General features: G+C 58.8%; 23 protein-coding genes. 18 read left to right on the top strand and 5 right to left on the bottom strand.

Translation table 11 applies throughout. The features are described from left to right. Positions 1-4: 4 nt before the first annotated feature. Complete coding sequence (glyA, locus tag LRO94_RS21525) at positions 5-1,243, top strand: serine hydroxymethyltransferase (protein WP_179180006.1); 1,239 nt, start codon at positions 5-7, stop codon at positions 1,241-1,243. Positions 1,244-1,301: 58 nt separating this feature from the next. Here glyA and LRO94_RS21520 read toward each other — a convergent pair whose 3' ends face one another. Further along, entirely contained in the window at positions 1,302-2,966 is a 1,665-nt protein-coding gene (locus LRO94_RS21520; protein WP_179180007.1) for an electron transfer flavoprotein-ubiquinone oxidoreductase, read from the bottom strand. 506 nt (positions 2,967-3,472) lie between these two features. On the opposite strand from LRO94_RS21520, the gene LRO94_RS21515 reads away from it, so the two are divergent. The 14 genes from LRO94_RS21515 to LRO94_RS21450 all read left to right on the top strand — a co-directional run bounded on the left by LRO94_RS21515 (position 3,473) and on the right by LRO94_RS21450 (position 15,127). Then, positions 3,473-4,222 carry an electron transfer flavoprotein subunit beta/FixA family protein gene (locus LRO94_RS21515; protein ID WP_032887429.1) on the top strand — a complete coding sequence of 250 codons (750 nt, stop codon included), beginning with the start codon at positions 3,473-3,475 and terminating at the stop codon, positions 4,220-4,222. Between the two features lie 2 nt (positions 4,223-4,224). Continuing rightward, positions 4,225-5,154 carry an electron transfer flavoprotein subunit alpha/FixB family protein gene (locus LRO94_RS21510; protein WP_099602920.1) on the top strand — a complete coding sequence of 310 codons (930 nt, stop codon included), beginning with the start codon at positions 4,225-4,227 and terminating at the stop codon, positions 5,152-5,154. Positions 5,155-5,237: 83 nt separating this feature from the next. Continuing rightward, positions 5,238-6,053, top strand: coding sequence for a substrate-binding periplasmic protein (locus LRO94_RS21505; RefSeq protein ID WP_179180008.1), 816 nt, complete (start codon positions 5,238-5,240; stop codon positions 6,051-6,053). A 9-nt stretch (positions 6,054-6,062) separates the two neighbouring features. Next, a complete protein-coding gene (locus LRO94_RS21500) occupies positions 6,063-6,425 on the top strand; it encodes a DUF4398 domain-containing protein (RefSeq protein WP_095185327.1) in 363 nt (120 codons plus the stop codon). Continuing rightward, positions 6,422-7,237, top strand: coding sequence for an OmpA family protein (locus tag LRO94_RS21495; protein WP_179180009.1), 816 nt, complete (start codon positions 6,422-6,424; stop codon positions 7,235-7,237). The genes LRO94_RS21500 and LRO94_RS21495 overlap by 4 nt, the downstream gene beginning before the upstream one ends. Positions 7,238-7,508: 271 nt before the next feature. Continuing rightward, a complete protein-coding gene (locus LRO94_RS21490; RefSeq protein WP_179180010.1) occupies positions 7,509-8,948 on the top strand; it encodes an aminotransferase-like domain-containing protein in 1,440 nt (479 codons plus the stop codon). Between the two features lie 104 nt (positions 8,949-9,052). Continuing rightward, complete coding sequence (locus LRO94_RS21485; RefSeq protein ID WP_099602921.1) at positions 9,053-9,544, top strand: translation initiation factor 2; 492 nt, start codon at positions 9,053-9,055, stop codon at positions 9,542-9,544. Between the two features lie 162 nt (positions 9,545-9,706). Further along, positions 9,707-9,961 carry a YkgJ family cysteine cluster protein gene (locus LRO94_RS21480; protein ID WP_032887441.1) on the top strand — a complete coding sequence of 85 codons (255 nt, stop codon included), beginning with the start codon at positions 9,707-9,709 and terminating at the stop codon, positions 9,959-9,961. 41 nt (positions 9,962-10,002) lie between these two features. Further along, positions 10,003-10,608 carry an START domain-containing protein gene (locus tag LRO94_RS21475; RefSeq protein WP_099602922.1) on the top strand — a complete coding sequence of 202 codons (606 nt, stop codon included), beginning with the start codon at positions 10,003-10,005 and terminating at the stop codon, positions 10,606-10,608. Between the two features lie 103 nt (positions 10,609-10,711). Further along, the gene (locus tag LRO94_RS21470; RefSeq protein ID WP_032887444.1) at positions 10,712-10,948 is read left to right on the top strand and encodes a hypothetical protein; all 237 of its coding nucleotides are present in this window, start codon (positions 10,712-10,714) and stop codon (positions 10,946-10,948) included. Positions 10,949-11,162: 214 nt separating this feature from the next. After that, on the top strand, positions 11,163-11,504 hold the full coding sequence (locus tag LRO94_RS21465; RefSeq protein ID WP_015885395.1) for a ribonuclease E inhibitor RraB: 342 nt from the start codon (positions 11,163-11,165) through the stop codon (positions 11,502-11,504). 457 nt (positions 11,505-11,961) lie between these two features. Beyond that, a complete protein-coding gene (locus LRO94_RS21460; protein ID WP_032887446.1) occupies positions 11,962-13,371 on the top strand; it encodes a circularly permuted type 2 ATP-grasp protein in 1,410 nt (469 codons plus the stop codon). A gap of 5 nt (positions 13,372-13,376) precedes the next feature. Then, positions 13,377-14,327: an alpha-E domain-containing protein gene (locus LRO94_RS21455; protein WP_032887448.1), complete on the top strand. Its 951-nt coding sequence runs from the start codon at positions 13,377-13,379 to the stop codon at positions 14,325-14,327. Beyond that, positions 14,324-15,127, top strand: a complete 804-nt coding sequence (locus tag LRO94_RS21450; protein WP_179180011.1) for a transglutaminase family protein — start codon at positions 14,324-14,326, stop codon at positions 15,125-15,127. The genes LRO94_RS21455 and LRO94_RS21450 overlap by 4 nt, the downstream gene beginning before the upstream one ends. A 203-nt stretch (positions 15,128-15,330) precedes the next feature. Here the strand turns inward: LRO94_RS21450 and LRO94_RS21445 are convergent, their stop codons facing one another. After that, positions 15,331-16,137: a c-type cytochrome gene (locus LRO94_RS21445; protein WP_179180012.1), complete on the bottom strand. Its 807-nt coding sequence runs from the start codon at positions 16,135-16,137 to the stop codon at positions 15,331-15,333. Positions 16,138-16,778: 641 nt separating this feature from the next. Between LRO94_RS21445 and LRO94_RS21440 the strand changes: the two genes are divergently transcribed. The 3 genes from LRO94_RS21440 to LRO94_RS21430 all read left to right on the top strand — a co-directional run bounded on the left by LRO94_RS21440 (position 16,779) and on the right by LRO94_RS21430 (position 20,946). Then, complete coding sequence (locus LRO94_RS21440; protein ID WP_179180013.1) at positions 16,779-17,984, top strand: acetyl-CoA C-acetyltransferase; 1,206 nt, start codon at positions 16,779-16,781, stop codon at positions 17,982-17,984. 16 nt (positions 17,985-18,000) lie between these two features. Next, on the top strand, positions 18,001-20,148 hold the full coding sequence (locus LRO94_RS21435) for a 3-hydroxyacyl-CoA dehydrogenase NAD-binding domain-containing protein (RefSeq protein WP_179180014.1): 2,148 nt from the start codon (positions 18,001-18,003) through the stop codon (positions 20,146-20,148). 84 nt (positions 20,149-20,232) lie between these two features. After that, complete coding sequence (locus LRO94_RS21430; protein ID WP_032887456.1) at positions 20,233-20,946, top strand: amidotransferase; 714 nt, start codon at positions 20,233-20,235, stop codon at positions 20,944-20,946. Here the strand turns inward: LRO94_RS21430 and LRO94_RS21425 are convergent. From LRO94_RS21425 to LRO94_RS21415, 3 genes are all read right to left on the bottom strand, one after another. Beyond that, positions 20,943-21,914 carry a magnesium and cobalt transport protein CorA gene (locus tag LRO94_RS21425; RefSeq protein ID WP_032887457.1) on the bottom strand — a complete coding sequence of 324 codons (972 nt, stop codon included), beginning with the start codon at positions 21,912-21,914 and terminating at the stop codon, positions 20,943-20,945. The two genes, LRO94_RS21430 and LRO94_RS21425, sit on opposite strands and share 4 nt — an antisense overlap. 140 nt (positions 21,915-22,054) lie before the next feature. After that, positions 22,055-22,777 (bottom strand): lysophospholipid acyltransferase family protein, encoded by a 723-nt coding sequence (locus LRO94_RS21420; RefSeq protein ID WP_095185333.1) that lies wholly within the window; start codon positions 22,775-22,777, stop codon positions 22,055-22,057. Positions 22,778-22,990: 213 nt separating this feature from the next. Beyond that, the gene (locus LRO94_RS21415; protein WP_032887461.1) at positions 22,991-23,683 is read right to left on the bottom strand and encodes a crotonase/enoyl-CoA hydratase family protein; all 693 of its coding nucleotides are present in this window, start codon (positions 23,681-23,683) and stop codon (positions 22,991-22,993) included. Positions 23,684-23,749: the final 66 nt, after the last annotated feature.

Raw genomic sequence — 23,749 nt, 5'->3', positions numbered from 1 at the left:
CACCATGAGCCTGCAAAATTTCGACCCCGCCATTGCCCGCCTGATCGACCGTGAACGCAATCGTCAGGAAACCCACCTGGAGCTGATCGCTTCAGAAAACTATGTGAGCGACGAAGTGCTCCAGGCCCAGGGCTCGGTGCTCACCAACAAGTACGCTGAAGGTTATCCGGGCAAGCGGTATTACGGTGGTTGCAAGGTCGTCGACGAGATCGAAAACCTGGCCATCGAACGCGCCCGCAAACTGTTCAATTGTGAATACGTCAACGTTCAGCCGCACTCCGGGTCGCAGGCAAACCAGGCGGTGTTTCTCGCGGTGCTGGAACCCGGCGATACCATTCTGGGAATGTCCCTGGCTCATGGTGGTCACCTGACCCATGGCGCATCGGTGAATTTCTCGGGCAAGTTCTACCAGGCGTTTTCCTACGGCCTGGACCCTGACACCGAGACCCTGGACTACGCCGAAATGGAAGCCCTGGCCCGGCAGCACAAACCGAAGATGATCATCGCCGGGGCCTCCGCCTATTCGCGCACCCTGGACTTCCAGCGCTTTCGCAAGATCTGCGATGAGGTAGGCGCCTACTTGATGGTGGACATGGCGCATTACGCCGGTTTGATCGCGGCGGGCGTGTACCCGTCGCCGGTCGGCATTGCCGACTTCATCACCTCGACCACTCATAAAACCCTGCGTGGCCCGCGCGGCGGCTTGATCCTGGCTAAGGCGCAATACGCGGCGTTGCTTGATAGGACGATTTTTCCGGTCTACCAGGGCGGCCCGCTGATGCATGTCATCGCAGCCAAGGCTGTGGCGTTCAACGAGGCGCTTAGTGATGGGTTCAAGCATTACCAGCAACGGGTGATCGACAACGCCCGCACCATGGCCGACGTCCTCACTCGCCGTGGTTTGCGTGTGGTGTCGGGAGGCACCGATTGCCATATGTTCCTGCTTGATCTGCGCGCGATGAACATCACTGGCAAGGATGCCGAAGCGTTGCTGGAGAGTGCGCACATCACCTTGAACAAGAATGCGATTCCCAACGACCCGCAAAAACCGGCGATCACCAGCGGCATTCGCATCGGCACGCCGGCGTTGACCACCCGGGGCTTTGGGGAGGCGGAGTGTGCTGAAGTGGCAAACCTGATCGCCGACCTGCTGGAGCAGCCGAACAACGCGACGCTGCTGGAGAACACCCGGCGCCGGGTGATGCACCTGTGCGAGTGCTTTCCGGTTTATCTACTGAGCTGACGCAAACAAAAAAGCCAACGCTTTTGGGCGTTGGCTTTTTGTGTTTCAGGCAATCGTCTTACATGTTCGGGTAAGTCGGTCCACCTGCGCCTTCCGGCGTGACCCACGTGATGTTCTGCGAAGGGTCCTTGATGTCACAGGTCTTGCAGTGCACGCAGTTCTGGGCGTTGATCTGGAAGCGCTTCTCGCCGTCTTCCTTGGTGATCACTTCATACACACCGGCCGGGCAGTAGCGCTGTGCCGGTTCATCGTAGAGCGGCAGGTTGGTGCCGATCGGGATGCTCGGGTCTTTCAGCTTCAAGTGGCACGGCTGCTCTTCTTCATGGTTGGTACCAGAGATGAACACCGAACTCAGCTTATCGAAGCTCAGCTTGCCGTCTGGCTTGGGGTAGTTAATCTTCGTGCTGTCTTTGGCCAGCTTCAGGCAGGCGTAGTCCGGCTTGGTGTCGTGCAAGGTGAACGGCATCTTGCCGCCGAGGATGTTCTGGTCGAACCAGTTGAAGCCCGCACCGAGGATCGGGCCGAACTTGTGCATCGCCGGGCCGAAGTTGCGGGTGGCGAACAGTTCTTCGTAGAGCCAGCTGGCTTTGAAGCTGTCGACGTAATTGGTCAGTTCATCACCGCCTTCGGACTCTGCCAGCAGGCGCTCGGCCACGGCGTCGGCGGCGAGCATGCCGGACTTCATGGCGGTGTGGCTGCCTTTGATCTTGGCCACGTTCATGGTGCCCAGGTCGCAGCCGATCAAAGCGCCGCCCTTGAAGACCATCTTCGGCAACGAGTTGATGCCGCCCTTGGCCAGGGCGCGAGCGCCGTAGCTGATGCGCTTGCCGCCTTCCAGGTACTGTGCGAGCACTGGGTGATGCTTGAGGCGCTGGAACTCATCGAACGGCGACAGGAAAGCGTTGCTGTAGGACAGGTCGACGATCAGGCCCACGACCACCTGGTTGTTTTCCAGGTGATAAAGGAAGGAGCCGCCAGTGTTCTCGTTGCTCATGATGTCCAGCGGCCAACCGGCGGTGTGGACCACCAGGCCTGGCTGGTGCTTGGCCGGGTCGATTTCCCAGATTTCCTTGAGACCAATGCCGTAGTGCTGGGCGTCGGCGTCGCTGTCCAGGTTAAAGCGCTGGATCAACTGCTTGCCGATATGCCCACGGCAGCCTTCGGCGAACAACGTGTACTTGCCACGCAGTTCCATGCCTGGGGTGTACACGCCTTCTTTAGGATTGCCTTCGCGGTCGACGCCGAGGTCACCGGTGATGATCCCGCGCACCACGCCGTTCTCGTCGAACAGTGCTTCCTGGGCGGCGAAACCTGGGTAGACTTCCACGCCCAGATTCTCGGCCTGCTGGGCGAGCCAGCGGCACAGGTTGCCGAGGGAGATGATGTAGTTGCCTTCGTTGTGCATGGTCTTGGGCACGAAGAAGTCTGGCACTTTGGTGGAAGCTTCGGGGCTGCGCAGTACATAGATGTCATCGCGCACCACGGGAGTGTTGAGCGGGGCGCCGAGTTCTTTCCAGTCCGGGAACAGTTCGTTCAGGGCCCGTGGTTCAAACACGGCACCGGAGAGGATGTGTGCGCCGACTTCGGAGCCTTTCTCGACCACGCAGACGCTGATTTCCTTACCGGCTTCGGCGGCCTTCTGCTTCAGTCGGCAGGCGGCGGACAGGCCAGCCGGGCCAGCGCCGACGATGACCACGTCGAATTCCATGTATTCGCGTTCCACAGGCTATCTCCTACTCAAGGCTCAACAGGCTTTTTTTCTAATGGGTGGAGGTTCGGTGTCGTCTTGCGGCAACGGCAAGACCCACCTTTCTCTCTAGGTGGCGCATTATATATAGACCACTGTCAGCGTCCAATACAAACGTTTGTTTGAATTGCCCGCAGGCTAGGAAAATCAAAGCAACGCGGCTTATGACTGGCCATTTTGCCGTATTGACCAGAATAGGCGTTCCGGTCAATATACGGTCGGTTTTGCGCTTACCGTAGGCAGACAGCAGGTTTCAAGAGCACGTCCAAAAGCGAAACAGGTGACGCGCGCCTAAACACCGGCGCGCAGTTTACACGCCGCGATAAAGAATGACCTCTCAGTCACCACTGACGAACGGTCGTCATTTCCCGTGAGCAAGGTCATTTGCCCAGGTTTTTGGAGGTGCCCTTGTGTGCCGATGAGCATCAACCGCCAGGTTCGCCTAGGCGACTTTCTTTTCACCGGAGAGTAACGAGGAATCCATGAAGGTTCTTGTAGCTGTCAAACGCGTTGTCGATTACAACGTGAAAGTTCGCGTCAAGGCGGACAATTCCGGCGTCGATCTTGCTAACGTCAAGATGTCGATGAACCCTTTCTGTGAAATCGCTGTGGAAGAAGCCGTACGCCTGAAAGAGAAAGGCGTAGCGACTGAAATCGTCGTGGTTTCCATCGGTCCTACCACTGCTCAAGAGCAGCTGCGTACCGCCCTGGCACTGGGCGCTGACCGCGCTATCCTGGTCGAATCCGCTGAAGACCTGACCTCCCTGGCCGTTGCCAAGCTGCTCAAGGCTGTTGTCGACAAGGAACAGCCTCAGCTGGTGATCCTCGGCAAACAGGCCATCGACAGCGACAACAACCAGACTGGCCAGATGTTGGCTGCACTGACCGGTTACGGCCAAGGCACCTTCGCCTCGAAAGTCGAAGTAAGCGGCGACAGCGTTGCCGTGACCCGCGAAATCGACGGCGGCGCACAGACGGTTTCCCTGAAACTGCCGGCCATCGTCACCACCGACCTGCGTTTGAACGAGCCGCGCTACGCGTCCCTGCCAAACATCATGAAAGCTAAGAAGAAGCCTCTCGAAGTGCTGACTCCGGACGCTTTGGGCGTTTCCACCGCCTCCACCAACAAGACCGTCAAAGTCGAAGCGCCGGCTGCACGCAGCGCGGGCATCAAGGTCAAGTCGGTGGCTGAACTGGTCGAGAAACTGAAAAACGAAGCGAAGGTAATCTAACCATGACTATCTTGGTAATCGCAGAACACGACAACAAAGTGCTGGCCCCGGCCACGCTGAACACTGTTGCTGCTGCCGCCAAAATCGGTGGCGACATCCACGTGCTGGTAGCAGGCCAAGGCGCTGGCGCCGTGGCTGAAGCCGCTGCCAAAGTGGCTGGCGTGAGCAAAGTACTGCTGGCCGATAACGCCGCCTACGCTCACCAGCTGCCGGAAAACGTTGCTCCACTGGTTGCAGAGCTGGGCGCTGGCTACAGCCATATCCTGGCTGCCGCTACCTCCAACGGCAAAAACATCCTGCCACGCGTTGCCGCGCAGTTGGACGTTGACCAGATCTCCGAGATCATCTCGGTTGAAAGCGCCGACACCTTCAAGCGCCCGATCTACGCCGGTAACGCCATTGCCACCGTGCAATCGACTGCTGCCGTCAAAGTCATCACCGTGCGTGCCACCGGTTTCGATCCGGTTGCTGCTGATGGTGGTTCGGCTGCCGTTGAAGCCGTCTCCGCTGCCCACGACGCTGGCACTTCCAGCTTTGTTGGCGAAGAGCTGGCCAAGTCGGACCGTCCTGAGCTGACCGCTGCCAAGATCGTCGTATCCGGCGGTCGTGGCATGCAGAACGGTGACAACTTCAAGCACCTGTACGCCCTGGCCGACAAGCTGGGCGCTGCGGTTGGCGCTTCCCGCGCCGCCGTCGACGCAGGTTTCGTACCCAACGACATGCAGGTCGGCCAGACCGGCAAGATCGTGGCGCCACAGCTGTACATCGCCGTCGGTATCTCCGGCGCGATCCAGCACTTGGCCGGTATGAAAGACTCCAAAGTGATCGTTGCGATCAACAAGGACGAAGAAGCACCGATCTTCCAGGTGGCTGATTACGGCCTGGTGGCGGACTTGTTCGAAGCCGTACCTGAGTTGGAGAAGCTGGTCTAATCCAGCCGCTTCACTTATAAAGAGCCCGGTCTTGCGACCGGGCTTTTTTTTGTCCGGCCTTTTTGAATATCGGAGAAACCGCCATGGAACTGCGTCCCTGGGCACTATTGCTGGGCCTGTCGCTGCTGCCGAGCCTGACCTTGGCCGCTGGCAAATGTGAGCGCCTGGTGATCACCGGCAGCCCTGACGCACCGCCCTTGTTATGGCGCGACCCCCAAGACCCCACGCACCTGATCGGCGCCACCGCCGACGTGCTCCAGCAAGTGGCAAAGGACCTAGGGTTGAAGGTCGACCTGCTTTACGGCGGCAAGCGTTCCCAGGCCTTGGATGAGGTGCGCAGCGGCCGTATGGATATATTCGCCGACACGCCGCTAAACCTCGGCGAGCTGGAAAATCTTGATTACATCCACCCGGCGTTGGTGCAGACCGATTATCTCGTCTGGACGCGCAAAGACTCGGCACTGGTCTACACCACAGCTGCCGACCTGCACGGGCACAAGGGTGCAGTATCGGAGCGTTCCCGTTTTAGTGCCGGATTCGAAACCTTCGCCGGTGAGCAACTGACCTTACAGCGCCTGCCGACGTTGACTCCGGCGTTCCAGAAACTGCTGCTGGGGGAGGTGGAGTACGTGCTGGCGGGACGTTATTCCGCAATGGCCATGGCTCAGACACTGGGCATGAGCAACGACCTGATCGCCCGCGATGTTCCGATCGATCAGCCGGGGCTGTACCTGGCGATTTCCCACAACTCGGCCTGCAATGATCCGTGGTTGCGCGGACAGCTCACCAAAAAGATGACAGAATTGCCCGGGTCTGGTGTGACGGAAGCCGCGCTGCAGCGCAATCTGGAGCGTTGGAAAGCGCAATTGCAACAACCCGTCGGCACCCCAACAAAGTAGGGATTTTCAGTGACTCTTCGACCTTTTTTCGCGGCCCTCGCCGTTGTCGCTCTGGCGGGATGTGCGGCCGATCCTGCGCCGAATGAACAAATTCGCCTCACCCAGCAAGCCCTGGAGCAAGCCAACGCGGTGGGTGCCAGCGCCGATGAATCCCCTGAACTGAAGCTGGCCGAAGACAAATTCGCCCAGGCCAAGGCCGAAATGGCCGACCAATCCTACAAAGACGCGCGCATGCAGGCCGAACAGGCCGAGTTGGACGCGCGCCTGGCCGAAGCCCAGGTGCTGACTCGCAAGAGCCAGGAACAACTGAACGTGCTTAACACCCGCATCACGCGCCTGCGCAAGCAATTGCAGTTAGGGGAAGCCCAATGAGTCGGATGATCCGTGGAGTGGGTTTTACCGTGCTGCTGGGCAGTGCGGTGCTGGGCGGTTGCGCCAGTCACCCGAATGGCGAGCAAGCCTTGCAACAGGCCGGCAGCGACTTCCAGAAGGTCAAGGAAGACGCCAACGTGCTGCGCATCGCGCCTAAAGACGTGATTCGCGCCGGTGAATCCCTGGCGCGGGCTGACCGCTTGTCCAGCTACTGGGGCAGCGGCGCCGACGTGGTGCATTACGCCTACCTGAGCCAGCGCTACAGTGCCATCGCCCGTGAACACACCGAGCAGTCACTCAACGAGGAACGCGCCGCCAAGCTCGAACTGGAACGCCAGCGCCTGCAACTGGCCCTGCGTGAAAGCAAGCTGATCAGCGTGCAGCAACAGGGCAAATGGCTGGAAGAACAGATAGCCAGCCTGACCACCACCCAGACCGATCGTGGCCTGGTGATGACCTTGGGCGATGTGCTGTTCGATACCGGCGAAGCGGAGTTGAAGAACTCGGCCAACCGCACCGTGCTGAAAATCGTGCAGTTCCTGCAATTGAACCCCAAGCGCGTAGTGCGCATTGAGGGTTACGCCGACAACACCGGCGGCCAGCAGGAAAACCTCAAACTGTCCCGTGACCGCGCGCAATCGGTGGCCGATGTGTTGGTGGATCTGGGAATCGACGAAAAGCGTATCCAGGTCGAAGGCTATGGTGACCAATACCCGGTGGAAGCCAACGCCTCCGAACGAGGTCGCGCGCAGAACCGTCGGGTCGAGATTGTGTTTTCCGACGAGAAAGGCCAACTGGGCGCCGCTCGCTAAAGGCTTGCCCCGATCAAAACTGTGGGAGGGGGCTTGCCCCCGATGACGGAATATCAGTCACCGAAAAAGCTGACTGAACCACCGCTATCGGGAGCCAGACCCTCCCACAGTTGTTTCGTATACACCTGAAAATTCTATCCGCCACCCTTACAGTTTTTACTGTCACTCCCGCGCGCGCTCGACTATTGTGGCAACTGTCCCCGTACACTTTCAAACTGTGCCGGTATGTTTCACACAAAAATAAAATACCCGTGAAATCGAGTGCTGCGTCATGACCAATCTGTTGCTTTACCAACGTATCGCCCAGCAACTGGCTGAGGACATCCGACGCGGTGTCTATCAACCGGGTGAGCGCGTGCCCTCGGTGCGCAAGATGAGCTCCCAGCTCAATGTGAGCCACGCCACGGTATTGCAGGCTTACGCCAACCTGGAAGACCAGGGGCTGATCCGGGCGCGGCCGCAGTCCGGCTACTACGTGCACCAGACGCCAGCGCTCACGGCGCCGACACCGGACATCGCACGGGTCGAGCGCCCGGGGTTGGTTACGCGCAGCAGCATCATTCAGCAGGTTTTGGGCGAATCGCGCCGCGAAGGAGTGTTCCCGCTGGGCGCCGCCGTGCCGAGTGTCGACTACCTGCCGGTGCGGGCGCTGCACCAGCAGTTGGCCAAGGTCACGCGGTTCCAGAGCCCGCGCGCGTTCAGTTATATGTTCAGCCCAGGTTTCGAGCCGCTGCGCCGCCAAGTGGCGATCCGCATGCGCGATGCGGGCGTTGTAGTTGACCCGTCCGAAGTAGTCATCACCCACGGTTGTGTCGATGCATTGCAGATGTCTTTGCGCGTGCTGACGCGCCCCGGCGACTTGATCGCGGCTGAATCACCGACGTATTACGGCTTGCTGCAACTGGCCGACTTGCTGGGCCTTAAAGTCATTGAGATCCCCAGTGATCCGTCCACCGGCATGAGCCTGGAGGCCCTGCAACTGGCAGCCAACCAATGGTCGATCAAGGCCCTGGTGCTGACCACGCGCCTGAGCAACCCCTTGGGCGGCACCATGCCCGAGGAGCGGCAGAAACAGTTGCTGCGCCTGGCCTCGGATTTCGATATCCAGATTGTCGAGGACGATATCTACGGCGAGTTGATGTTCGAAATCGGTCGCACCAAGGCCCTCAAGGCCTACGACCGCCTGGACCGGGTGATCTATTGCTCAAGCTTCTCCAAGACGTTGTCGCCGGGTGTGCGTATCGGCTGGATGATCGCCGGTAAGTACCAGCAGGAAATTCAGCGCCTGCAAATGTTCAGCACCCACTCGGCGTGCAGCGTCACTCAGATGGGCGTGGCGGCGTACCTGGAGAACGGCGGCTACGACCGGCATCTGCGCCACATCCGCCAGGAATACCGCAAGAATCTCAGCGCCTTCCAACTGGCAGTGCAGCAGTATTTCCCCGAAGGCACCCAGATGACCCGTCCGACCGGTGGTTTTATCCTGTGGGTCAGTTTGCCCGGACGCGTCAATACCCAGGAACTGCACGTGCGCGCCCTGCAACAGGGCATCAGCATCGCGCCGGGGTTGATCTTCAGTAACACCGAGCAGTTCAACCACTGTATTCGCCTTAACTGCGGCACCCCGTGGAACCGCGAGGCAGAGCGGGCGCTGATGACGTTGGGGATGCTGGCCAGCCAGTTGTGTCAGGAAACCGCGGCAGGATTTTGAGGCGTTGAATGGGGACAACTCCGATAGCTGGCTAATCACCGCCCTTGTCATGGCGCGCACAACAAGCGAGCATATGGCCCTCTGCCGTTAATGCTGTAGGCGATATGACCTCGATTGTTCGTGCTGTTTTGGTGATTGGCCTGTTAAGCCTGTGCAACGTCAGCACAGTGCTGGCGGCGGCACCTGTGACTGAAAACAAGCCTGCTGCCACTACCGAGCAGAACGCTCCGGCAAAGAAACCAAGCCCCGCCAAGCAAGCCTCCGTTACGAAGAAACAAGCCGCCACGGCGAAAAAGCGTGCAGCGAAGGCGAAAAAGTCCAAGTCAGCCCAGGAAGTGGCACAGACCAAGCTGCCACCGGCACAGTTGGATCTGTCGCTGCCGTCGGACATGGTCAGGCACCTGCAGCCCCTCGGCACCATGCCCAAGCCCCAGAGCGTGCCGTTGCTGCCGCCGATGTTTGGCGAAAAGCCCACCGACAACAGTGCCTTCCAGATCAATGGACGTCTGCTCAGCAATGAGATGAAGCTACAACTGCGGAACGAAGAGCGCCGTGACGTGGAAGGTGCCGCGCTGGAATTCGAGTTCAAGCAATAAACGTTTCCTATAGACGTGACGCAGGCCAATGACCATCTGTCGCAGACTGGTCAGTCATGTTTTTTTTATGCGAAAAACCCCTGTTAGACCATTTTAAAACGGCTGTTTAAGGGCGTACTCTAGCCCGGCCATCCCTATTGAGTCGTCGAGGACCTGCTGGTCATGAATTGCCGTGAAGGCTGTGGCGCTTGCTGCATCGCTCCCTCCATCAGTTCGCCATTACCCGGAATGCCCCATGGCAAACCGGCGGGCGAACGCTGCCTGCACCTGTCGGTCGAACAGCTGTGCCAACTGTTCGGCCAACCGGAGCGCCCGGCGGTGTGCAGTGATTTCAAGGCGGATATCGATGTCTGCGGCACTGATCAGGCCGATGCGATACGGTTGATCGGCTGGTGGGAGCAGATGACGGCGGCTTGATGGGCTTTACTATCGGAACTTCAACAATAAGGAATACAACAATGGGTTCGCTGAAACGAATGGCTGTGCTGTGCGGGTTTACGGTGTTGTTCGCTGCCACTGCCCAGGCTGAGGATTGGCAAGTCGCGAAGGATGAGGACGGTATCAAGATTTCCCTGAGCGAAATCGCCGGCTCCAAGTACAAGGCGTATCGCGGTGTGACCGTGATCAAGGCCCCCGTGGCCAAGATCCAGGCCCTGCAGGAAGATGTGGCAGGCGCCTGCTCATGGATTCATGAGTGTAAATCCCAGAAGTTGGTGGACAGGAAAGGCGATGAGGCCTGGACCTACACCCAGTTCAAGGCGCCGTTCCCGGTGACCGATCGCGATTCGTATATCCATGTCACCACCACCAAGGACGCCGATGGCAGCGTGACCCGCAAGTTGCAGGGCGTGCCTACCTACAAGCCTGAAGAGAAAGGTTACGTGCGTGTTGCCCAGGTTGAGGGTTTCTGGAAGCTGGTGCCTAAAGGCGCCAATGAAACCGAAGTCACTTATCAGGTTCACACCGAGCCAGGCGGCAGCGTGCCTTCGTGGTTGGCGAACAAGTTTGTGGTGGACGCGCCGTTCAACACTTTGAAAGCCTTGAAAGAACACGCTGAAAAATAAGTGCAGTTGATCAGGTGTCTCCGGACTTGAGCGGAACGTTTTCCGAGCCCTCAAGGTCCAGATAGTTGTAAGCCCAAACACGGGTTTTATCGAGGAGGCACCGATGCAAAAGTGGCAGATTACCTTCGTTGATGATCACGGCGTCCAGTCCGTGGAGCAGTTCACCTGCGACCAAAAGCCCAGCCTCGAAGATGCGGCACACATGATTCGCAACAAGTTGGTCCCCGTCGCAGCAGAACTCGACCTCAATGACCTGGAGGGCCGCAAGCCCGAGCCTACGGTCAAGATCCTGAAAGACCAGAACAGTATCCAGATCCTCGATATCTCGCCCGCCGTCTGAACATTCCCGCTATGCCATCCATGCGCCTCTGGTGGAGGTGATAGCTTCGCGCTACTCTGCAAGTGAGATCAGCGAATGAATCGCTAAGGTCTGGTCTTGTCAGCTACATGCTTGTTTTCCTGCGGTGATGTTATTGCCGTGGTGCCCGCGCCAGCAGCGCGCGGGGCTTTGGGAAGCACGGAAAGTCTATCCATCAGTTTGAGGAGGACGTTTCATGAGCACAGCCTATCAAGAAGACATCAGCACCAACGTTCTGCGCCGCATGAAAGAGGGCGGCTTCGACTTTTCACGCTTCCACCCCATCGAGTTCTACGCCATTTTCCCGGATGAGGAACGGGCGCGCAGGGCTGCGGGTGAGTTTCGTGGAGAATCACTGAATGCCCAGGTCAGCGCGCGCGACGATGGCGCCTGGTACCTGGAACTGAGCAAAATCATGTTCGCCACCTACGACGGCATAGGAGACTTCGAGCAGGACTTTGAGGCGGTGGTCGAGCCGCTGGGCGGGATCATTGAAGGATGGGGCGTCAAGCAGGAGGTGCGTGGGTTACCCATGTAGCGCAATTGTATGAGTAACGCAGCGTATCGGCTGACCTTAGGGTCGGCCGATTTTGTATGGGTTGCGAGAAAATTCCTGGAACTTGCGCTGCCTTTTCGTGCACCAAAAAAAAAGCCATCCTAAAAGGATGGCTGAAAGGGAAGACCTTAGGAGTCAGTCAGTACACGAGCTGTCACGGTACCGAGTGTGCAAGGGGTAAAGCTGTAGGAAAGATCCTGTTCAGCTGATGGAGGCGATTATCCGCACCCTTCGTCGGGCAGTGAAATCAACTCTGGCTATGCTGTTGATAGTCAAAGCCTGCATTGCGATGAAGCGTGCAGCAATGCGACGGGCGTTCTGCGCACCAGGACGGTGCGATCAGCGCTGCGCTTTTATTTAACTCACTGATTTTTAAGTGTTTATGCCGCTGGCACGGGCCTTGCGATGGTTCTTGCGTCCGGGTGACAAGGAGTACGGCATGATCCGCACTTATTACGACGAAATGTACGATGGCGCGGGGCAGGTCCGCCCCCATTACCGCGAGTTCGCCCGCTGGTTAGCCGAGACCCCTGCAGAACTGCTGGCCCAGCGCCGGCGTGAAGCCGATTTGCTGTTTCATCGCGCCGGTATCACCTTCACGCTTTATGGCGACGAGCAGGGCACCGAACGCCTCATTCCTTTCGACACCATCCCCCGCAGTATCCCCGCCAGTGAGTGGCGAATTGTGGAGCGCGGCTGTATCCAAAGGGTCAAGGCGCTGAACATGTTCCTTGCCGACCTGTACCACGAGCAACGCATCATCAAGGCTGGGATCATCCCCGCCGAACAGGTGTTGGCTAACGAGCAATACCAGTTGGCGATGCAGGGTTTGGACCTGCATCGCGACCTGTATTCCCACGTCTCCGGGGTCGACCTCGTACGCGATGGCGACGGCACTTACTACGTGCTTGAAGACAACCTGCGCACACCGAGCGGCGTGAGCTACATGCTCGAAGACCGCAAGATGATGATGCGCCTGTTCCCCGAACTGTTCGCCGCCCAGCGCATCGCGCCCATCGACCACTATCCCAACCTGTTGCTCGACACCCTTAAAAGCTCCAGTCCTTTGGATAACCCCAGCGTGGTGGTGCTGACGCCAGGGCGCTTCAACAGCGCGTTCTTTGAACACGCGTTCCTTGCCCGGGAAATGGGTGTGGAACTGGTGGAGGGCGCCGATCTGTTCGTACGTGATGACCGCGTCTTCATGCGCACCACCGACGGACCTAAGGCGGTGGACGTGATCTACCGCCGTCTCGATGACGCGTTCCTCGACCCGCTGGCCTTCAACCCGGATTCCATGCTCGGTGTGCCGGGCCTACTGGCGGCCTATCGCTCCGGCAACGTGGTGCTGGCCAACGCCATCGGCACCGGGGTGGCGGATGACAAGTCGGTGTATCCCTTCGTTACCGAGATGATCCGTTTCTATCTGGATGAAGAACCGATCCTAAAGAACGTTCCTACCTTTCAATGCCGTAAGCCTGACGAATTGTCCCACGTACTGGCCAACCTGCCGGACCTAGTGGTCAAGGAAACCCAAGGCTCCGGCGGCTACGGGATGTTGGTGGGGCCGGCGTCCACGGCGGCTGAAATCGAAGCGTTCCGGGCGCGAATCAAAGCCAAGCCTCATGCCTATATCGCACAGCCGACCCTGTGTTTATCCACCTGCCCGACCTTTGTCGAAAACGGTATCGCCCCGCGCCACATCGACCTGCGCCCGTTTGTGCTGTCCGGCAAGGAAACCCGTGTGGTGCCGGGTGGCTTGACCCGTGTGGCGCTGCGCGAAGGTTCGCTGGTGGTCAACTCGTCCCAGGGCGGCGGCACCAAAGACACCTGGGTGGTTGAGGACTGAATGCCATGTTGAGTAGAACTGCCTCGGATTTGTATTGGATGTCGCGCTATCTGGAGCGTGCGGAAAACCTCGCGCGCATGCTCGATGTCAGTTATTCGCTGTCGCTGATGCCCCAGGATGGGCGTGGCGATGGCCTGCATGAATTAGCCATGCCGCTGCTCATCACCGGCACCCTGGATGATTACCGCGAGCGCCACGGTGAATTGCATGCCGAACGCCTGCTGCACTTCTTTGCCCTGGACGCGGCCAACCCGGCGAGCATCTACAGTTGCCTCGGCTCGGCGCGGGCCAGCGCCCATGCGGTGCGTGGGCGAATTACCGCCGACATGTGGGAAAACATCAACGCCACTTGGTTGGATATTCGCGATATCGCTCAGCAAGGTCTCAGCCGCTACGGTATGAGTCGCTTCTGTGAGTGGGTTAAGGAACGCTCCCATCTGTTTCGAGGGGCGACCTACGGCACCATCATGCGCAACGATGCATTCCGTTTCATTCGTTTGGGCACCTTTATCGAACGCGCTGACAACACCCTGCGTTTGCTTGATGCGCGCTATGAAATGGCCGGCGACCGTGCTGAAGCCGTCACCGATGGCACGGCCCACGCCTACTATCAATGGAGTGCCTTGCTGCGGGCGTTGTCGTCGTTCGAGGCCTACACCGAGATCTATCGCGACGCCCCTGGCGCCCGGCAAGTCGCCGAATTATTGCTGTTACGCGCCGATGTGCCGCGCTCGCTGCGTGCCTGCAGTGAAGAAATCGACCAGATCCTTGCCAGCCTGCCCGGCCTCAACGGTCGACCGGCCCAGCGCTTGGCCGCCGAAATGGACGCGCGCCTGCGCTTTACCGCGATCGATGAAATCCTTGAGGAAGGCCTGCACGCCTGGCTGACCGACTTTATCCCCCTGGTCCGCCAATTGGGCGACGCCATCTACAGTTCCTACCTGGAGGCGGCATGAGACTCTCCATCAGCCACGAAACCACCTACCACTACGAGGACCAGGTTCGCGCCAGCATCCAATACCTGCGCCTGACGCCCCATGACAGCGAGCGTCAGCACGTGCTCAGTTGGCAACTGGACCTGCCGCGCCCGGTGCGCGCCCAAGTGGACCCTTTCGGCAATATCCTGCACGTGTTGACTCTGGACGAACCCCATGACGCCATCATCATCGGCGCCCGTGGCCAAGTGGATATCGACGAATTACGCGAAGCCGAGCATGAGAGCCAGTCGGCGTTTCCGTTCCTGCGTTGCACGCGCCTGACTGAACCGGATGACGCCTTGCGTGGCTTTGCCGCACAGCATTGTCGTCAGCGTCGTGATCGCACCGCGCTGATCGATCTGATGCACGCGCTCAACCAAGCGATGGTCTACACGCCAGGCGCTACTGAGATCGACACCTGCGCTGCCGAGGCCTTCGCTGGGGCTGCGGGCGTGTGCCAGGACCACACCCACGCGTTCCTGGCCTGCGCACGCAGCCTGGGCATTCCTGCGCGGTATGTGTCGGGGTATTTGTACACCGAAGACAGTACGCATCTGGCCAGCCACGCCTGGGCCGAAGCTTGGTTGGATGACGCCTGGTACAGTTTTGACGTGACCAACCAATTGGCGCGCCCGGAGCGGCATCTCAAGCTGGCTGTGGGACTGGATTACCTGGATGCCTGCCCCGTACGCGGCATGCGTCGTGGCGGCGGGCATGAGCAAATGCACGCCAAGGTGTTTGTGGCGCCGACGCCGGTGGTTTCTGTGCAGCAGCAATAAATGATGAGTGGGTCGTGGCTTGTTGGGGGGAGAGAGCTTTCTTTGGTGAGCGGGTTTGCCCCGCGCTGGGCTGCGAAGCAGCCCCAAGACCATCCGCCGCGTAATGCCTGCCCGACAAAATTCTGCTGTATTGGGGCTGCTGCGCAGCCCAGCGCGGGGCAAGCCCGCTCACTACACGAAACTGTCTTTCGAAGGAGGCTGGCTCAGGGCTGCTGCTTACGCCCCGCCATATGCTTCAAATACCCCACCAATAAATCCAGCTCGCTGTCAGGCAATACACTGGCAGCGAACGCCGGCATCTTCGCCTGGGGCCAATGCCTCAAACTCTGCGGATCACGGATATAGCGCTTTAGGAAATCCCCACCGAAATATTCGGTAGGGCTGTAGGGGATATTCAGATCCGGACCCACCTGCGCATCGCCTGCACCATTGAGGCGATGGCAGGCCAGGCAGTTTTTCTGGAACAGTGCAAAGCCCTGGTTGATGGGATCATTCGCCGCCAGTTCCGGATCGGGTAGCAGCGCGGGGAAGCGCTCGGCTACGGTCTTCAATTGCTTGATTGTCGAGACTTGAAACGGCCACTGCTCGGGGCTGATGTGCCCTGCTTGCGGGTCGGTCCACACCAGATAAAACGGGCCGGCACTGTGTTTGCCATCGGCCAGGGCGGGCCACGGTTTGGCCGGATCTTCCACGGCCAACCACGCGCGCGCGCCGTGTTGTTCCAGCAGCGGTGCGGCGGTCAGTTCTGCAGCGAAGCCATCCAGGGCAACGGCTTGCACATGGCTCTGTGGCGTTAGGCCTGGTAAGAGCACCGCCAGCGGCACCGCGCGAAAGGTCATATTGCGCTTGTAGGAAACGTCATCGACGATCTGCACCGTCTGCGCATCCGGATGCTTGAGCAGTTCGGCGGTCTGCCAGGTCTTGCGGGTGTGGTCCAGTTCGATAGTCAATTGCGCCGCGGCTGCGGGCAGAGCAAGCAACAAGGCTAAGAGTGCGAAGATCGGTTTCAAGACAGAGGCCCCGGGTTAAGTGGCGATGGGGCTCACGATACCGGAAAAACGCGCGTAAAAAGGCAGCCCCTGCAACGGGGTCGCTATGCACGAAGTCCCGGCAGGTGCTGCCAAAAAGCTGCAATCCTGATGCACAAAGCGCGGAGGATAGAGGGTCACCCAATGACCTTGGTCAAATTGGGCAGGATCAGAATCAGTGTGGTGGCGAACAGAATAAGTCCCGCCTGACGTACTTTCGAATGCTTGAACATGGCTGACTGCCTTTTGTTGTTATTCCTGAGCGTCAAATACGTGCCGTTTTATTTCAGTATGGCGCTATGACGTGTCACTTTTCTTACAGTTGCTCCAGCAAAACCCGGCAGCAACATCTTACTGATTGAACCTTAGAGCCCTCGTTCTTCGCGGCTTAGATCCATTTCATATCAGCTAATCAGGATTTCAGCTTAAAAAGGCATGAGGCAGAACGCCATCTTGGCGCCAATGCCTTGGCTAGACAGCTAAAACGATTAATCAGCCTATGCGCTTAGGGGCCTACCGTTCGTCCGAGCGTGGGGGTCAAAAGCAATGAGCGCATCCGTCATTGAAACCGTGTCAATCGGGCCTAAGGTAAGGGCACTACTGCGCAATGGTTCGAGGATGTCATGACCCAAGCTTTGATCTTTGATGCGATACGCACGCCCCGGGGCAAAGGCAAGGCAGACGGCGCCTTGCACAGCGTGAAACCGGTAAATCTGGTGGCAGGTCTGCTCACGGCGCTGGCGCAACGCAGCGACCTCGACACCCACCAAGTGGATGACATCGTGCTCGGCTGCGTCACCCCAGTGGGCGACCAAGGCGCCGACATCGCCAAGACCGCCGCCTTGGTAGCGAACTGGGCGATCAGCGTCGCTGGCGTACAGGTCAACCGCTTCTGCGCCTCGGGCCTTGAAGCAGTGAACCTGGGGGCGATGAAAGTGCGCTCCGGCTTTGAAGACCTGGTGGTGGTTGGCGGAGTCGAGTCTATGTCCCGTGTGCCCATGGGCAGCGATGGCGGTGCCTGGGTGCTGGACCCGCAGACCAACCTGCACAGCCACTTCACACCCCAAGGCATCGGCGCGGATCTGATCGCCACCCTGGAGGGTTTCAGTCGCCAGGATGTCGATAGCTTTGCCCTGCAGTCCCAGCAGAAAGCGGCCAGGGCCAGTGCCGACGGTTCCTTCAGCAAGTCGTTGATCGCGGTGCAGGACCAGAACGGTATTGTCCTGCTGGACCATGACGAATTTATCCGTGGCGACTCGACCCTTGAAGGCCTGGGCAATCTCAAACCGAGCTTCGAGATGATGGGGCAAATGGGCTTCGACGCTACGGCTCTGCGGGTCTACAGCCATGTGGAACGCATCAACCACGTACATACCCCGGGTAATAGCTCGGGCATTGTCGACGGCGCCGCACTGATGTTGATCGGCTCTGAAGCGAAGGGGCGCGAACTGGGCTTGCAACCGCGGGCGCGCATCGTCGCCACGGCAGTTACCAGCACTGATCCCACCATCATGCTCACGGGGCCCGCGCCAGCCACACGAAAAGCCTTGGCCAAGGCCGGTTTGCGCGTGGAAGACATCGATCTGTTCGAGGTCAACGAGGCCTTTGCCTCAGTGGTGCTCAAATTCATCAAGGACATGGGCATCAATGCCGCACGCGTCAACGTCAACGGCGGTTCCATCGCAATGGGCCACCCGTTGGGCGCCACTGGTTGCGCGATCCTTGGCACTCTGCTTGACGAGCTTGAAGTGCGCCGGCAGCGCTACGGCCTGGCCACCCTGTGTGTCGGCGGTGGCATGGGCATCGCCACTATTATCGAACGTCTCTGAGCCTAAGGAATTTCTAATGACCGATGCCATTCGTTACGAAAAAGGCCAGGACCAAATTGTGGTGCTGACTCTCGACATGCCCGGCCAGAGCGCCAACACCATGAACGGTGTTTACCGCGATGCCATGGCCGCTGCGGTTCTGCGCCTTGAGTCGGAAAAGGACCACATTGCCGGCGTGATTATCACTTCTGCAAAGAAGACTTTTTTCGCGGGCGGTGACCTCAATGAACTGATCAAGGTCGACAAGTCCCACGCCAAGGACTTCTATGAGAGCGTGTTGGTGCTTAAAGCGCAGTTGCGTCGCCTGGAAACCCTCGGCAAGCCGGTGGTGGCTGCGATCAACGGCGCGGCGCTGGGCGGCGGCTGGGAGATTTGCCTGGCCTGTCATTACCGTGTCGCGCTGGATGACAAATCGGTGCAGCTTGGATTGCCGGAAGTCACCCTCGGCTTGCTGCCGGGCGGCGGTGGCGTGGTGCGTATGGTGCGCATGCTCGGCTTGGAAAAAGCCCTGCCGTATTTACTGGAAGGTAAAAAAGTACGGCCGCAACAGGCGCTCCAGGCGGGGTTGATCAACGAACTGGCGGTGGACCGCGATGGCCTGCTGGCCAAATCCCGCGCTTGGATTCTCGGCAATTCCGAGGCTAAACAACCCTGGGACAACAAGGCGTACCAGATTCCCGGCGGCACTCCCTCGAACCCAAAAGTCGCGCAGATGCTGGCGATTACACCGTCGATCCTGCGCAGCAAAACCAATGGCTGTTTTCCGGCTCCAGAGAAAATCCTCTGTGCTGCCGTTGAAGGCGCTCAGGTGGACTTCGACACCGCGCACCTGATCGAAACCCGTTACTTCACCGAGTTGGTCACCGGGCAAGTGGCGAAAAACATGATTGGCACCTTCTGGTTCCAACTCAATGAAATCAACGCCGGCAGCTCGCGACCCAAGGGTTTTTCACCTTACGTGACACGCAAAGTGGGTGTGCTTGGTGCCGGGATGATGGGGGCTGGAATTGCGTATGTCAGCGCCTGTGCGGGGATCGAGGTGGTGCTCAAGGACGTCACCCAGGCCGCCGCCGAGAAGGGCAAGGCACATTCGGCCGCGCTGCTGGACAAGAAGGTCAGCCGTGGGCAATTGACCGCCGAGCAGCGGGAAGCCACCTTGGCGCGGATTTACCCTACTGCCTCGGATGCTGATTTGGTCGGCTGCGATTTGATCATTGAGGCCGTTTTCGAAGACCGTGAACTTAAGGCCAAGGTTTCGGCCGCCGCGCAACATGTGGTCGGAGCCGACGCGGTGATCGCCTCCAATACCTCAACGTTGCCCATCACCGGCCTTGCTAGAGCTGTGGCGGATCAAGGCAAATTTATCGGCCTGCATTTTTTCAGCCCGGTGGACAAGATGCCTCTGGTTGAAATCATCAAGGGCGCCCAGACCTCGGACGAAACCCTGGCCCGAGGTTTCGATTTCGTCCTGCAAATCAAGAAAACTCCGATTGTGGTCAACGACAGTCGCGGCTTCTTCACCTCGCGGGTGTTCGGCACGTTCACCAATGAAGGCATCGCCATGCTCGGTGAAGGTGTGGCCGCGCCGATGATCGAGACCGAGGCGCGCAAGGCTGGTATGCCGGTGGGGCCGCTGGCGGTGTCCGATGAAGTGTCCCTCAGCCTCATGAGCCATATCCGACAGCAGACGGCCAAGGATTTGCAGGCCGAAGGTAAGACGGTGCCAGGGCATCCGGCAACGGCGGTCATCGATCTGTTGGTGAATGAATACAAACGCGCGGGCAAGGCGGCGGGTGGCGGTTTTTACGAGTATCCCGCTGGAGGGCAGAAGTACCTGTGGCCGGAGTTGAAAGCCCGCTTTGAACGGCCGGGCCAGCAGATTTCGCCACAGGATGTGCGCGACCGTTTGCTGTTTATCCAAGCCATCGAAACTGTGCGCTGTGTGGAGGAGGGCGTGTTGATGTCCACCGCTGATGCCAATGTGGGATCGATCTTCGGCATTGGTTTTGCGGCGTGGAGCGGTGGGGCGTTGCAGTTTATCAATCAGTACGGCTTGAACGACTTCATCGCCCGTGCGCGTTATCTGGCTGAGCAATATGGGGAGCGCTTTGCGCCGCCAGTGTTGTTGCTGGAGAAAGCGGCGAGGAGTGAAGTGTTTCGGTGATTAATGGAGGGGCTTGCCTTGAAGGGGTGTTTCAAGGCAGGCTCTGGGTGTTCAATATTCCCATCGCCGTGTCAGGTATTTTTTATGTCGCTACGCGTCTGCATCCTGGAAACCGATATCCTGCGTCCAGGCTTGATCGATCAGTACCAAGGTTACGGGCAGATGTTCAAGCGCCTGTTCTCCAAGCAGCCGATTGCTGCCGAGTTTGTGGTTTACAACGTGGTGCAGGGCGAATATCCGTCAGACGATGAAGTGTTTGATGCCTACCTCGTTACCGGCAGCAAGGCCGATTCCTTCGGTACCGATCCTTGGATCCAGACCCTCAAGACCTACTTGCTGCAGCGCTATGAGCGTGGCGACAAATTGCTCGGTATCTGCTTCGGTCACCAGTTGTTGGCATTGCTGCTCGGCGGCAAGACTGAGCGCGCCAGCAAAGGCTGGGGCATGGGCATTCATGACTACAAACTCGATGCCAAGGCTCCGTGGATGAGCCCTGAGGTGCCTGAGTTGACGCTGTTGATCAGTCACCAGGACCAAGTCACCAGCTTGCCGGACAATGCCACGGTCATCGCCTCCAGCGATTTTTGCCCGTTCGCGGCGTATCACATTGGCGACCAGGTGCTGTGCTTCCAAGGCCACCCGGAATTTATCCACGACTATTCGCGCGAGTTGCTGGAGATTCTTCAGACAACCCTCGGGGAAACGGTTTACACGAATGGTGTCGCCAGCCTGGAGCGCGACCACCACGGCGCCACCGTGGCGGAATGGATGATGCGGTTTGTGGCGCACAAAGCTTAAAGCCAGCCCGAGCGTTTGAAACTGGCCCACAGGCTGGTGCATCCCACCGCAATAAACCCGAGCACCGCAAAATAGCCATAGTGCCATTGCAGCTCGGGCATGTTCTGGAAGTTCATCCCATAAATCCCTGCCACCGCGGTGGGGAATGCCAGGATCGCCGCCCACGCGGCAAACTTGCGCTGCACCACGCTCTGGCGTGACGCCTCCAGCAACACACCGATTTCGATCGTCTGGCTGGCGATGTCGCGCAGGGTGGTGAGGTCCTCCATCTGCCGTGTCACGTGGATCTGCACATCACGAAAATACGGGCGCATGTTCTTATCGATAAACGGGAAGCTCAGCTTCTGCAACTCCTGGCTGATCTCCACCATCGGCGCCACATACCGCTTGAGCCGCAGCACATCGCGGCGCAGACCGTGGATCTTCTGAATATCGCGTTCGCTCAGTGAACTGCACAGTACGTTGCGCTCCAGTTCATCGATCTCGGCGTGGATCGCCTCGCTGACCGGCTGGTAGTTTTCGGTGACGAAATCCAGCAACGCATAGAGTACGAAATCTTCCCCATGCTCCAGCAACAGCGGGCGCGCCTCACAGCGTTGGCGCACAAAGCCGTAGGACGCTGAGTGACCGTTGCGGGCGGTGATGATATAGCCGGTGCCGGCAAAGATGTGGGTCTCGATAAACTCCAGCTTGCCGTTCTCGCGCACCGGTGAATAGGTGACGATAAACAGCGCATCGCCGAAGGTTTCGAGCTTGGGGCGGCTGTGTTTTTCCAGGGCGTCTTCGATGGCCAGTTCATGCAGGTTGAACTGGCGCTGCAGGTTGGCCAGCTCTTGGGCATCGGGCTCTTCCAGGCCGATCCACACAAAATGCCCGGGCTTGGCGGCCCAGGCGGCGCCTTCATCAAGGGTGATATCAGAGACTTTCTTACCGGCGCTGTAGACGGCGGCCGCAACAACTCTACCCATGGTGCTGATCACTTCTTGTTTGGAGGACAGATGTTGGGCAGCTTAGCTTGAATGGCGTTCCGTTGTAGACGTCGTTGCGGCGAGCTTTGTGTGGTGAGCGAGGTTGCTCGCGATGGGGAAGGAGCGCCCAAATAACGTGTTCAGGCGGACTGCACTTCGCGGTCCAGTTCTGCAATGCATGCATCCATCTGCGCCTGACACGCCTGCATCAACGCAGGGACGTCATTCGCTGTCAGCCCGGCTGTAGGAACGGGTGGCAAAGAACGTATGAGCACATCACCACTGTTCCAGCGATTAAGCTTCATATGAACGACGTAATTGCTGACGCACACCTGCACGATAGGTACACCCGCCGCAATCGCCATATGAAACGCGCCTTTTTTGAACGGCAGCAGGCCCTTGCCCAGATTGCGCGTGCCTTCCGGGAACACCCAGATCGACGTGTCTTTGTGTTGCAGCGTATGGGTGGTGGTCAGCATCGCACGGCGCGCCTTGTGCGCATTGCCGCGGTCGATCAACACATTGCCTGCCAGCCAGAACAACTGGCCGAACAACGGCACCCATTTCAGGCTCTTTTTGGCAATACACACTGTGCGATGGGGCACTACAGTGCCCACCACGAACAGGTCATAGTTGGACTGGTGGTTGGCGATGACCACGCAGGTGCCGGGCTTGTTGCGCAGCGAGTCGACATCGGCCTTCACGTTCAATCGCAAGATGCGCATCGCGGGCAGCGCATACAGGCGCGCGCACAGGCGGCTGTTGTCCGGGTTGAACGGCCGGCAGATACCTAGAAAAACCCCGAGCACACCCGCCACCATAAAGTGCAGGCCCATCAACAACATACGCAGCAGAAAAAGCATCGACACGGCCTATCGGGACAAAAGGTGGCGAAGTGTACGGATGTGCACTGACTTCGGCAATTACCCAGGTAGAGGTCGGAGATAGGCGATGTTTAAGCGTATGTTTCAACATGTGCCGACACTGGCTGGCTAGAGCGGCTAGGGGCGTTTCGGATTTACGTGTAAGAAAAAGCCCGACACAAAGTCGGGCTCTGGCACAGCAGGTGTAGGGACTTAGCTCAGGTTGTGGCCCTGATCCTGGATAATTGCATCGTCCAAGGCTTCCAGGAGCGCTTTACGCACTTTCAACTTGGTGTGCTTGTGGGCATTCATATTGATCTTCTTCAACTGGCGCGCCGCTTCCAGTGCCGCTGCATGCAGTTCTTCAGGCGCCACCACCTTGTCGAGGAAACCGGCCTGCAACGCGCCCTGCGGGTCAAACATCTCGGCATTGATCACCGAGCGGTGGAACGCCGACTTGCGCAGACGATCCCGCGCCAGCTCGATCCCTGCGTGGTGCATGGTCATGCCGATTGCCACTTCATTCAGTCCGATGCTGAACGGGCCTTCCACCCCAATCCGATAATCGGCCGACAGCAACAGAAACGCGCCCTTGGCAACTGCATGCCCAGGGCACGCCACAATTACCGGGAATGGGTGCGACAACAGACGACGCGCCAACGTCGAGCCCGACGTGACCAGGCCGATGGCCTCTTTAGGGCCTGCCGTCATCACTTTCAAATCATAACCACCCGACAAAATCCCCGGCGTGCCGGTGATCACCACCACCGCCCGATCTTTCTCGGCTTGGTCCAGCGCTGTATTGAACGCACTGACAACATCCGGAGAAATGGCATTCACCTTGCCGTTGCTCAAGGTCAGGGTCGCGATACCGTCTTCGAGGTGGTAGGCAATCAACTCACTCATGACGCGGTTCCTTGTAGGACTTGTTATAGAAGAATGCAGCAGACGTTACCCACCACGCCCGTTCCG

This window comes from Pseudomonas sivasensis (assembly GCF_021391435.1).
Classification (GTDB): domain Bacteria; phylum Pseudomonadota; class Gammaproteobacteria; order Pseudomonadales; family Pseudomonadaceae; genus Aquipseudomonas; species Aquipseudomonas sivasensis.
This window is presented reverse-complemented; position numbering and strand designations above follow the sequence as displayed.